Source organism: Actinotalea ferrariae, from assembly GCF_019733465.1.
Taxonomy (GTDB): domain Bacteria; phylum Actinomycetota; class Actinomycetes; order Actinomycetales; family Cellulomonadaceae; genus Actinotalea; species Actinotalea ferrariae_A.
The window spans coordinates 1-11,287 of record NZ_JACVQL010000009.1; the positions used below are offsets into that span (position 1 = coordinate 1).

The window sequence follows — 11,287 nt, forward strand, 5'->3', positions numbered from 1 at the left end:
GGCGTCGGCGGAGCCGCCCGCCATGCCGCCCGCGACCGGCACGCCCTTGTGGATGTGCAGCCGCGCGGCGGGCTCGGCGCCGGTCGCGGCGGCGAGCGCCATGGCGGCGCGCCAGGCGAGGTTCGAGTCGTCGGTCGGGACCCGCTCGGCGTGCAGGCCGCTCACGGTGAGGCTGAGGTGGTCGGCGTGCCACGCCGAGACCTCCTCGTGCACCGACAGCGCCTGGAACACCGTCGCGAGCGGGTGGAAGCCGTCCGAGCGGCGTCGCCCGACGGTCAGGCCGAGGTTGACCTTGCCGGGCGCACGCACCCGCACGGGTGCACCGTCCTGCTCGCTCACGCCTCCCACTCTCCCAGAGCCGCCGCGCTCACGCCTGCGACGCCGAGCCGCGGGCGCCGGGTGCGCCGCCGGGCCCACCCAGGTGGCCCGCCGCCACGAGCTGCTCGGCGATGCGGGCGAAGTCGGTGATCTCGAGGCGCTCGCCGCGCGCCGTCGGGTCCACCGCGGCGGCGACGAGGGCGGCCTCGGCGGACGCCGAGGAGCCGGTCAGCTCCGAGAGCGCCGAGCGGAGCATCTTGCGTCGCTGCGCGAAGGCGGCGTCGACCACCGCGAAGACCTGCTCGCGTGACGCCGTCGTCGTGGGCGGCTGCCTGCGCTCGAGCGCGACGAGCGAGGAGTCGACGCGTGGCACCGGCCAGAAGACGGCTCGGCCGATCGCGCCCGCGGGCCGGGCCGACGCGTACCAGGCGGCCTTCGCGGACGGGATCCCGTACGTGCGCGAGCCGGGCGGGGCGGCGAGCCGCTCGGCGACCTCCGTCTGGACCATGACGAGGACGCGCTCGAGCGACCCGAAGCGAGCCAGGAACGACAGCAGCACCGGCACCGCGACGTTGTAGGGCAGGTTCGCCACGAGCGCCGTCGGCGGCGGGCCGGGCAGCTCGGTCACGGTCAGCGCGTCGCGCTGCAGCACGGTGAGGCGCTCGGCCGAGCCGGGTGCGCGCTCCGCGACCGTGAGCGGCAGCTGGGTCGCGAGCACCGGGTCGATCTCGACCGCGACCACGTCGGCACCGGCCTCGAGCAGGCCGAGCGTCAGCGAGCCGAGGCCCGGACCGATCTCGACCACGCGCTCACCCGCCGTCACCCGGGCGGTCCGGACGATCTTGCGCACGGTCCCGGCGTCGACGACGAAGTTCTGGCCCCAGGACTTGGTCGGGCGGATGCCGAGACGCCCTGCCAGGTCCCGGATCTGCGCGGGGCCCAGCAGGGCGTCGGTGGTCATGCGGACGAGCCTAGGGTCAGCGCAGGCCCAGCTTGGACGAGCAGTGCGGCCACTGGCCCCAGCCCGACCGTGCCTGGAGGGCGATCGCGCGCTCGGTCTGCTCGGCGGCCGAGGCCTGCGAGGGCACACCGCTGCCGCCGACCGACTGCCACGTGGCGACGGAGAACTGGTACAGGCCGTGGTACTTGCCGTTCCGCGACACGATCGTCGGGTTGCCGCCCGACTCGCACTGCGCGAGGGCCGCCCAGACGTCGCCGGCAGGGGCTGCGCCGCCCGCGGCAGGGGTCGAGCCGCCCGCGGCGGCCGGGGCGGGGGTCCGCCGGACGACGGGCCGCTCCTTGGTGCCCTCGTGGACCACCTCGGTGACCGGGAGGCGCGTCACGCCGTCGCTGAGCAGCACACGGGACTCCTCGGCGCCGTCGACCAGGATGACGCGGTGCACGGTCGTCCGCTCGCCCAGGGCGCCCGCGACGGCGGTGCGCGTCTCGCCCGTGAAGAGCTCGCCGGACTGCTCGACGACGCGCTCGAACGGGACCTCGGTGAGCGTCACCTGCTCCTGCGCGACGACGCGCTGCACGAGGACCGTGAGGGCGCCGTCGGCCGGCTGCGTCACGTGGACGCGGTCGAGGTCGCCCACGACGATCTCGAGGTCGGCGAGCACGGTCTCGAGGTCGGCGGCGTCGGGGACCTCGTGCGCGGCGCCGTCGGCGACGACGGTCACCGGGCCGTCGAGCCGCACGGGGAGCGCGGCGCGTCCGGTCGCGGCGGACCGCGACGCCACGAGGCGGACGTCCTGGCCGCGAGCCTCGAGCGTGCTGAGCGCCTCGTCGGCGCTGAGCGCCGTCGTCCACACCGTGCTCTCGGTGCCGTCGGCGAGCATGGCGACCTGGCGTGCGTGGCGGACCACGATCTCGCCGCCGTCGCGCGGCTCCTCGTCCGGTGCCGGCGCGACCCGGTCGCGCTCGCCGACCTCGACGCCGTGGGCGTCCAGGACGGCGTCGACGGTGCCGGCATAGGTCGTGACCTCGAGCACCTGCCCGTCGACGTCGAGCGTCACGGTCTTGCGGGCGTCCGCGACGGCGAGCGAGCCGCCGGTGAGGACGAGCGCGGCCGCGGTCGTGGCGACCACGAGGAGGCGGCGCCTGCTGCGAGGGGCCTGCACCTCGGTCTCGGGGTGGCTCTGCGTGTCGCTGAGCTGGTCACCGGCGATGTCGGCGGTGACGGCCGCGTCGGCGGCGGACGGGGCGGGGGCCTCGGTCGAGGCGGGGGCGGAGCCGGGGTGGGCTCCAGCGGGTCGGAGGGCGCGGCGGAGGTCGAAACGGGTCACGGGGTTCCAGACGTCGTGCTGCCCGGGCACAGGGGTCGTGGTGCGCCGCGAGTCGCACGCGGCACCCGGCGGCTGCGTCCGCACCCTGGAGGGCGGTGCGGGGGCCGACCGGCCCGGAGTCCCTGATCCGGCCGTCGCGGAGGGCCGGACGGCCCGCCGGTCGCTCCGGACGACGGGCCGCGGCGCGACCCGGACCGGCCGGGACGAGCACACGGCGCCTCGGTTCTCCCGGAGCGACATGCGACCGTAACCGATCCGTGACCTATGGCCAAGAGATGCCGGTCACAGTCGGGCGCTGCCCTGCGTCGGACCGCTTCAGGAACGGTTCACGCGGGACGGCACGCGGTGGGTCAGTACCAGTTCTTCGCCTTGGAGTGGGCCCAGGCGTCGCACGGGGTGCCGTAGCGGGCCTCGATGTAGCCGAGGCCCCAGGTGATCTGCGTGGCCGGGTTCGTCGCCCAGTCGGCGCCGACGCTCGCCATCTTCGACCCCGGCAGGGCCTGCGGGATGCCGTGCGCGCCGCTCGAGCGGTTGTGGGCGTCGGCGCGCCAGCCGCTCTCCTTGGTCCAGAGCGCGTCGAGGCACGCGAACTGGTCCTCGCCCCAGCCGCGCGCGAGCGTGAGCTCGAGGCCGATCGCGCGGGCCGTGCCCGGCTCGACCGGCGGGGCGCCGGGAGCCGTCGCGGCCTCCTCGACAGGCTTGGTGCCGACGCGCACCACCTGGTTCACGGGGGCCGTCAGCTCGGCCGCCGCGAGCACCGTGCGCCCGATCTCCACGCCGTTCACCTCGTACGCCACGAAGGTGACCACGCGCGTGCCGTCGGCACCCTGGACGCCGACGACCTCCTTGCCGACGAGCAGCGAGGGGTCCTCCTGACGGACCGTCTCGAACGGCTGCACGGACGTCTCGGTGCGCGTGACGCTCGCGACGCGCGTGACCAGCACCGCGAGGCCGTCGACCGCGGCGGCGTCGAGCGGCACCGAGACCTGGTCGTGCTCACCGAGGACGACACCCGCCTCGACGAGCGCCTCGCGCACGGTCGACGCCGTCGTGCTGAGCTCGGTGGCGACCCCGTCGGCGACGACCGTGAGGTCCTTGGGCGTCGAGAGCCGCAGCACGTCGCGGCCGAGCGGTGCGGAGCGCGACGCGGACGCGCGCACGCCGGCGCGCAGGCCCAGGTCGGTGAGCACCTCGTCCACGGTCAGGGCCGTCGTGACGATGGTGCTGCGCTCGCCGTCGACCTCGACCACGAGCTCGCGGGCGTGCCGCACGACGATCTCCGCGTCGTCGGCGACGAGGCTCCCGGGCGCCGGTGCGACGAGGTCGCCCTCGGCGATGTCGACGCCGTGACCGGCGAGCACGTCCTCGACCGTGCGCCCGTAGGCCGCGACCGTGGAGACCTCGCCGTCGACGTCGAGGGTCACGGTCTTGTGCAGCACCGAGAAGGCGCTGGTCCCGCCGACCACCAGCGCGAGCACCACGGCCTGCGCCGCGACGCGCCCTCGTCCGGTCCACCGGCCGGTCGGCCGGTTCGCGAGCGAGGCGAGGCGCACGTGGGAGTCCTGACGTCGGGGGCACGGAGCGGACGTGCCGTGCGCCGCGCACCCGGGGAGGTGGCGCTCACGGTGTCCCGGGCACGAGGTGCCCGGAACCGGTCCGACGGACGACGGTAACGGAAAGGACACGGTCCGGGGTAGCCGAGCGGACGCTGTTCACCCGCCGCCGACGGCGTGTCGCGGAGCTCCGTGCGCGTCGTCCGTGGTCACCAGGGACCGTAGACCTGCTCCGCGGTCCGCCAGACCGTCCGGCAGAGGGTCTCGAGGTCGACGTCGAGCGTCTCGGCGACCGTCCGTGCGGTGTGGGCGACCGTGTACGGGGCGTTGGGGCGCCCGCGGTACGGGTGCGGGGTCAGGTAGGGCGCGTCGGTCTCGAGCAGCACCTGCGTGAGCGGCACGGCACGCAGCGCCGCGCGGAGCTCGTGCGACGCCGAGAACGTGACCGTCCCCGCGAACGACAGGTACCAGCCGCTGTCGGCGCACCGTCGCGCCATCGCCGCGTCGCCCGAGAAACAGTGGAACACCGTGCGCTCGGGGGCGCCGTCGCGCTCGAGGACGTCGAGGACGTCGTCGTGCGCGTCGCGGTCGTGGATCTGCAGCGCGAGGCCGAGCTCCTTGGCGAGCGCGATGTGTGCCCGGAAGGACTCGCGCTGGACCTCGCGGCCCCGCTCGCCGGAGCGGAAGAAGTCCAGGCCCGTCTCGCCGATCGCCCGGATCCGCTCCGTGGTGCGCGCGAGGCGCTCGATCTCGGCGAGCGCCGCGTCGAGGTCGACCGCGTGGTGCTCCTGCGGCGCGGGCTCGAGGCCGTCCGGCCCGACCTCGCGCACGCCGGCGTGCAGCGGCGCCTCGTTGGGGTGCAGCGCGACCGCGCCCAGCAGCGCGGGGTGCACCGGGACGCCGTCGTCCACGCGAACGACGTCGGCCGTCCACCGGGCGGCGGGCAGGTCGCAGCCCACCTGGACCATGCGCGTCACGCCCGCGCGCGCGGCGCGCTCGACCTGCTCGGCGAGCGTGGGCGGCGTCGGGCCCCCGTCGAAGCCCGTCGCGCCCGGCGCCGGGTGGTCGAGGTGCGTGTGGTCGTCGACGAGCGGGTGCGGGAGCGGCTCGGGGTCCGGCGGCCAGCTGCGGTCCCGCTCGCGGCCCGAGCGGCCCACGTCAGCCCTCCGCGCGGAGCCGGTCGAGCTCCTCCTCGACGATCGAGTCGTCGAGCTTGCGGAAGACGGGCTTCGCCGGACCCACCGGCGTGCCGGGCACGAGCGGGACGCTCTCCCACGCCGCGAGCGTCTCGCCGAGGCGGTAGTCGCCCGTGATGATCGGGTAGGTGCGCGATGCGTCGTCGAGGTCGGTGACCTCCTCGATGCGCGGGAGCGGCGAGATCGTTCCCGTGCCGCCGAGCGCCTCGTGCACCGCCTGCGCGGAGTGCGGCAGGAACGGCGCCAGGAGCGTCCGGCAGTCGCTGACGGCCTGCGCCGCGGTGTGCAGGACGGTCGCGAGGCGCTCCCGCTGCTCGGGAGCCTTGAGCTTCCAGGGCTCCGTCTCCGACAGGTAGCGGTTCGCCTCGGCGACGAGCCGCATGGCCTCGCCGATCGCGGCACGTTGCCGGTGGCCGGCGATGAGGTCGCCGACCGTCGCGAACCCGGCCCGCGTCGCGTCGAGGAGCGCCGTGTCGACGGGCTCGAGCTCGCCGGGCTGCGGGATCTCGCCGAAGTTCTTGTGGATGAGGTTGACGGTGCGGTTGACCAGGTTGCCCCAGCCCGCGACGAGCTCGTCGTTGGTGCGGCGCTGGAACTCCGCCCACGTGAAGTCGGTGTCCTGGTTCTCGGGACCCGCGACCGAGATGAAGTAGCGCAGGGCGTCGGCCTGGTAGCGCGCCAGCATGTCCCGCACGTAGATGACGACGCCGCGCGACGAGGAGAACTGCTTGCCCTCCATCGTGAGGAACTCGCTCGAGACGACCTCGGTGGGCAGGTTGAGCGTGCCGTACTCCCCGGGCTCGCCGCCCCTGGTTCCGCGCCCGTCGTAGGCGAGGATCTCGGCCGGCCAGATCTGCGAGTGGAACGTGATGTTGTCCTTGCCCATGAAGTAGTACCCACGGGCCTCCTGGTCGTTCCACCAGGCGCGCCAGGCGTCGACGTCGCCCGTGCGGCGGGCCCACTCGATCGACGCCGAGAGGTAGCCGATGACGGCGTCGAACCAGACGTACAGGCGCTTGCTCGGGTTGTCGCTCCAGCCGTCGATCGGGACGGGGATGCCCCAGTCGATGTCGCGCGTCATCGCGCGCGGGCGGACGTCCGCGAGCAGGTTGAGCGAGAACTTCAGGACGTTGGGGCGCCACGCCTCCCGCGAGCGCAGCCACGCCTCGAGCGCGTCGACGAGCGCCGGCAGGTCGAGGAAGAACTGGTTCGACTCGACGAACTCCGGCGTCTCGCCGTTGATCCGGCTGCGCGGGTCCTTGAGGTCGATCGGGTCGAGCTGGTTGCCGCAGTTGTCGCACTGGTCGCCGCGCGCGCCGTCGTAGCCGCAGATGGGGCACGTGCCCTCGATGTAGCGGTCCGGCAGCGTGCGGCCGGTCGACGGCGAGATGGCGCTCATCGTCGACTTCTCGACCATGTAGCCGTTCGCGTGGACCGTGCGGAACATCTCCTGCGCGACGGCGTGGTGGTTGCGCGTCGTCGTGCGCGTGAAGAGGTCGTAGGACAGGCCGAGGTTCACGAGGTCCTCGACGATGACCCGGTTGTAGCGGTCCGCGAGCTCCTGCGCGGGCACGCCCTCCTTGTCGGCCTGGACGAGGATCGGGGTCCCGTGCTCGTCAGTGCCCGAGACCATCAGCACGTCGTGGCCCGCCATGCGCATGTACCGGCTGAAGACGTCGGAGGGGACGCCGAAGCCGGCGACGTGTCCGATGTGGCGGGGGCCGTTGGCGTAGGGCCAGGCGACCGCCGAGAGGATGTGGGCCATGGGGCACGATCCTAGTGACGGGCCGTGGTGCCGCCGTCCCGACGTCTGCCGCCGTCGGCCGTCCTCACGGCAGGACGCGCACGACGCGGTCGTCCCCCGCGCGCGGCTCGCCGCGGCCGTCGGTGTTCTGCGTCAGCAGCCACAGGGCGCCGTCGGGTCCGCGCACGACGTCGCGCAGGCGGCCGAGCACGCCCTCGAGGCTGTCGCCGGCGTCGGCGAAGCCGTCGCCGAGGAAGCCGATGCTCCACAGGCGCTCGCCGCGCAGCGCGGCGAGGTGGACGCCGTCGTCGGTCGTGGCGATGCCGCTCGGCGACGCGACGTCGGTGCTCCACGTGGTGACGGGGTCGACGAAGTCCCCGTCGGGGTCGTCGGCGCGTCCCTCGACGACGGGCCAGCCGTAGTTGCCGCCGGGCTCGACGACGTTGAGCTCGTCGAACGTGTTCTGGCCGAACTCGCTCGCGAGCAGGCGGCCGTCCGGGTGCCACGCGAGGCCCTGGACGTTGCGGTGGCCGAGGCTCCACACCGGGCTGCCCGGGTCGGGGTTGCCCGGGGCCGGGTCGCCGTCGGCCGTGACGCGCAGGATCTTCCCGGCGAGCGAGGTCGGGTCCTGGGCGGCGTCGGGCTCGCCCGCGTCGCCGGTGCCGACGTAGAGGTTGCCGTCCGGGCCGAACGCGATGCGTCCGCCGTTGTGGTTCGACTCCGCGGGGATGCCCGTCAGCACCGGTTCCAGGGCGCCGAGCGTGAGGTCGTCCTCGAGGCGCGCCCGCACCACCTCGTTGCCGGACGCCGTGGTGCGGTAGAGGAGGACGAGCCGGTCCGTGGCGACGTCGGGCGACACCGCGACACCCAGCAGCCCGCCCTCGCCCTGAGCGAGCGTGGTCGCGGCGAGGTCCTCGGCGCCCGGACCGGTGAGCGCCGCGGCGCCCTCGCCGGTGACGAGCAGCACCTGCGCGGGGTCGCGCAGCGTGACGAGGAACGACCCACCGGGCAGGAACGCGATGCTCCACGGCGTCGTGAGGCCGGTCAGCACGTCGGTCGGGGTCCCGGTCGCGTCGGCCAGCGCCGGTCCGGGCGGGAACGCCGGCGCCGGTGCGGCGGCCGTCGCGGTGGGCGCCGCGGTCCCTGGCCCGTCGGTGCGCAGGTGGAGCGTGGGCTCCGGCGCCGGCGCGGTGCACCCCGCCGCGGTGAGCGCGAGCAGCCCGACGACCGCGAGGCCACGCAGGCGTCGCCCCGCAGCCCGGCGACGACGCCCTCCGGTGCTCAGGCGCAGCCCGACGCCCGGCGCCGAGGGAAGCCCCAAGGCCCGTCCCCGGCGTAGCCCCACGACCCTCATCGCCCCACCCTCGCCCACGGGCGGACCCCTGCCAACCCGCGCCGACGACGTGGGGCGTCGCGAAGCCCCCGCGCCGAGGGCCGCGCGGACTCCAGGACGAGGACTCCAGGACGCGCGGCGCACGATGCTGACGAGGCGCGTGAGGCTCGTGCCCGGTCTCAGCAACCCCGGAAGCCCCACACGTCACCCGCGCCGCACATCCCGGGGTGCCGCGAGCGCGACGCGCCGCGCACGACGGGCCGCGCACGGCGTGGGCGACGGCGAGTGTGTCGCGCGGGTCCCGGATACCGAGCGCACCAGGATGTGCGGCGCAGGTGCCTGACGGGGCGGATGAGGCTCGTGCGTGGTCTCACGAACCCCACGAGCCTCATCCGTCACCCGCGCCGCACATCCCGGGGTAAGGCCAGCACCGTCGAACGTGACACCTCCGCGACGTCGCTTCCCCACGACGTGCAGCGCACGGTGCCGAGGAGCTGCGAGCGGCAGCGTCGCGTCTCACGGACCGCATCCGACGCACCCGTCAGGAGCGCCGCACCTCCTCGTGTCAGGGGATCGCCCCCTCCGGGCGCCCACCTCGCGTCCGGCTGTGAGTGCGGGCTGCGGCTGTCGTTGCGGCTGTCGCTGTGGCTGTCGCAGCGGCTGTCGCTCAGGCTGTCGCTCTGGCTGTCGCAGCGGCTGCCGCAGCGGCTGTCGCAGCGGCTGTCGTTGTGGCTGTCGCTCTGGCTGTCGTTGTGGCTGTCGCTCTGGCCGACGCGGACGCGGACGCGGACGCGGCCTTGTGTCAGACGCCGATGCGTCGGCGGCGCACGTAGGCGTCGACGGCGAGGCGGACCTCATGGGCCGAACGCCCGGTGGCCCAGACGGCGTCGTCGTAGGTGAAGCGCAGGAACGGGTGGCCGAGCAGCTGGGCGGTCCGGTCGCGCCGTCGGTCCTCGCTGAACGCCCGGCGGTCGGCGTGGTACCGGAACCCGTCCACCTCCACGACGAGGAAGCCCTCGACGAGCAGGTCGACGCGACCGATCCCCTCGACGAAGGCCTGCGGCTCGACCTCGAGCCCAGCCGCCCGGAGTCCCAGGCGCATGCAGGTCTCGGGGAAGGACTCGCTGCGTCCGTCGACGAGCCGCAGCGCCCGATCGAACTCCACCTTGCCCGCGCGGGGCCGACGGGCGGCGAGGTCGACCAGGTCCGGCAGCAGGCGCCGGTTGAGGGCCGCGTCGACAGCTGCCACGGCTTCGCGTCGAGGAAGGCACTTCATCGCGTGAGCCAGCGCGAGAGGCAAGGGAGCGACCAGTGCGGCGTCGTGACGCACGCTCGCGTCCCAGTGCAGCACCGTCCCCGGCGGCAGGAGCCGGGATCGCGGTGTCCCTCGGGTGCGCGGGAGACACACGTGTGGCGGGTCGTCCCTCCTGAGGAGTGGCAGGCCGGCCGCCCGTAGCACCGAGACGCACGTGACCGCGCCGCCCACCCGGCGTGCGGCGACCACGGCGTCCGGCGTCCCGGGCAACGCGTACATGCCGGGGCCGCGGCGCTCGACCGCCCCGGCGGCGACGAGAGCGCGGAGCTGCCACGCGTCGCGCTCCGAGTGGACGAGCGCGGAGCGGCGCAGACAGCCGTCGCTGCGTCGCAGTCGGTCCTGGAGGTCCATGGGCACACCGTGGCGAGCGCGGCGGGTCGCCACGGCGCGGGACCACAGGGCCTGTGGACGCCCGACGCCATCGTCGAGACTGTGGACACCTGTTGTCGGTCACCCCGAGACGTGCGGCGCGCGGTGCCCACGAGGTGGGCGTGGCAGGAGTGACGCCTCAGGCGCTCCACAGGCACCACCCGCCCCCTGCGCCGCACATCTCGGAGCATGCACGGGTCCGGCACGTACGGGGCGCTGCCGGCCGCAGCTCCGCTCGGCGTTGAGCCCGCCGCCGCTCTGAGGCAACGGCCGTCCGTGGCACCGCACCAGGGTGTGCGGCGCACGGGACCCCTGAGCCCGACGTGGCAGGAGGGATGTCCCAGGGGACCCACGGGCACCACCGGCCACATGCGCCGCACGTCTCGGGGTGAAGCAGCCCGATGGAGGAGGCCCAAGCCCGCGGAGGGACGGCGGGACGCTCGGCTGTGCGGGGGCTTCTAGGGTGGGGGGATGAGTCTCGGGAGCGGTGGGGCCGGGGGTGCGCGGCGGGCGCTGCTCGTCGTCGACGTGCAGCCGACGTTCTGCGAGGGCGGCGCGCTGCCCGTCGCGGGCGGGAACGACGTGGCGCACGCGATCGCGGACTACGCGCGCGAGCACCGCGCGTCGTACGACCTCGTGGTCACCACGCAGGACTGGCACGTCGAGCCCGGGCGGCACTTCGCCGTCCCGCCCGAGGAGCCCGACTACGTCGACACCTGGCCGCCGCACGGCGTCGCGGGGACCGCCGAGGCGGAGCTCCACCCCGCGCTCGCCGACCTGCGGCCCGACGCGAGCGTCCGCAAGGGCGCCTACGCGGCGGCCTACTCGGGCTTCGAGGGCGTCGACGACAAGGGTCGCGAGCTGGCCGACATCCTGCGCGAGGCCGAGGTCGCCGAGGTCGACGTCGTCGGCATCGCGGAGTCCCACTGCGTGCGGGCGACGGCGCTCGACGCGATCCGGCTCGGGCTGCACACGCGCGTGCTCACCGACCTCACCGTCCCGGTCACGCCCGAGCAGGGGGCCGCGGCGCGCGCCGAGCTCGCCGCCGCGGGCGCCGTCCTCACGGCCTCCACGACGCTGGACGCCTGAGCCCCACGGCACGCCGGGCACGCAGGCACGCCGGGCAGCCGGGCACGCCGAGCACGCGCCGAGCAGGCCGGGCACGCCGAGC

9 protein-coding genes are annotated in these 11,287 nt (G+C 75.0%); 1 reads left to right on the plus strand and 8 read right to left on the minus strand.

Going from position 1 to position 11,287, the window contains the following annotated elements; translation table 11 throughout:
- The 8 genes from ICW40_RS00840 to ICW40_RS00875 all read right to left on the minus strand — a co-directional run.
- Positions 1-339 (minus strand): GHMP family kinase ATP-binding protein (locus ICW40_RS00840; protein ID WP_445206259.1); only part of this gene is annotated, 339 nt, incomplete at its 3' end.
- A 28-nt stretch (positions 340-367) separates the two neighbouring features.
- Positions 368-1,279, minus strand: a complete 912-nt coding sequence (rsmA, locus tag ICW40_RS00845) for a 16S rRNA (adenine(1518)-N(6)/adenine(1519)-N(6))-dimethyltransferase RsmA (protein ID WP_221651901.1) — start codon at positions 1,277-1,279, stop codon at positions 368-370.
- A gap of 16 nt (positions 1,280-1,295) precedes the next feature.
- Positions 1,296-2,606, minus strand: coding sequence for a transglycosylase family protein (locus tag ICW40_RS00850; RefSeq protein WP_308121540.1), 1,311 nt, complete (start codon positions 2,604-2,606; stop codon positions 1,296-1,298).
- 350 nt (positions 2,607-2,956) lie between these two features.
- A complete protein-coding gene (locus ICW40_RS00855; protein ID WP_221651903.1) occupies positions 2,957-4,159 on the minus strand; it encodes a ubiquitin-like domain-containing protein in 1,203 nt (400 codons plus the stop codon).
- Positions 4,160-4,368: 209 nt separating this feature from the next.
- Positions 4,369-5,316 carry a TatD family hydrolase gene (locus ICW40_RS00860; RefSeq protein ID WP_221651904.1) on the minus strand — a complete coding sequence of 316 codons (948 nt, stop codon included), beginning with the start codon at positions 5,314-5,316 and terminating at the stop codon, positions 4,369-4,371.
- 1 nt (position 5,317) lies between these two features.
- The gene (gene metG / locus ICW40_RS00865; RefSeq protein ID WP_221651905.1) at positions 5,318-7,120 is read right to left on the minus strand and encodes a methionine--tRNA ligase; all 1,803 of its coding nucleotides are present in this window, start codon (positions 7,118-7,120) and stop codon (positions 5,318-5,320) included.
- A gap of 64 nt (positions 7,121-7,184) precedes the next feature.
- Complete coding sequence (locus tag ICW40_RS00870) at positions 7,185-8,420, minus strand: PQQ-dependent sugar dehydrogenase (RefSeq protein WP_260458605.1); 1,236 nt, start codon at positions 8,418-8,420, stop codon at positions 7,185-7,187.
- Positions 8,421-9,234: 814 nt separating this feature from the next.
- Complete coding sequence (locus ICW40_RS00875) at positions 9,235-9,681, minus strand: hypothetical protein (protein ID WP_221651907.1); 447 nt, start codon at positions 9,679-9,681, stop codon at positions 9,235-9,237.
- Between the two features lie 906 nt (positions 9,682-10,587).
- Here ICW40_RS00875 and ICW40_RS00880 point away from each other — a divergent pair.
- Positions 10,588-11,205 carry an isochorismatase family protein gene (locus tag ICW40_RS00880; protein WP_221651908.1) on the plus strand — a complete coding sequence of 206 codons (618 nt, stop codon included), beginning with the start codon at positions 10,588-10,590 and terminating at the stop codon, positions 11,203-11,205.
- Positions 11,206-11,287 lie beyond the last annotated feature (82 nt).

Excerpts from the sequence above, each read along its gene's own strand:
- rsmA (WP_221651901.1), bottom strand. The coding sequence starts at position 1,279 with ATGACCACCGACGCCCTGCTGGGCCCCGCGCAGATCCGGGACCTGGCA.
- metG (WP_221651905.1), bottom strand. The coding sequence starts at position 7,120 with ATGGCCCACATCCTCTCGGCGGTCGCCTGGCCCTACGCCAACGGCCCC.
- ICW40_RS00880 (WP_221651908.1), top strand. The coding sequence starts at position 10,588 with ATGAGTCTCGGGAGCGGTGGGGCCGGGGGTGCGCGGCGGGCGCTGCTC.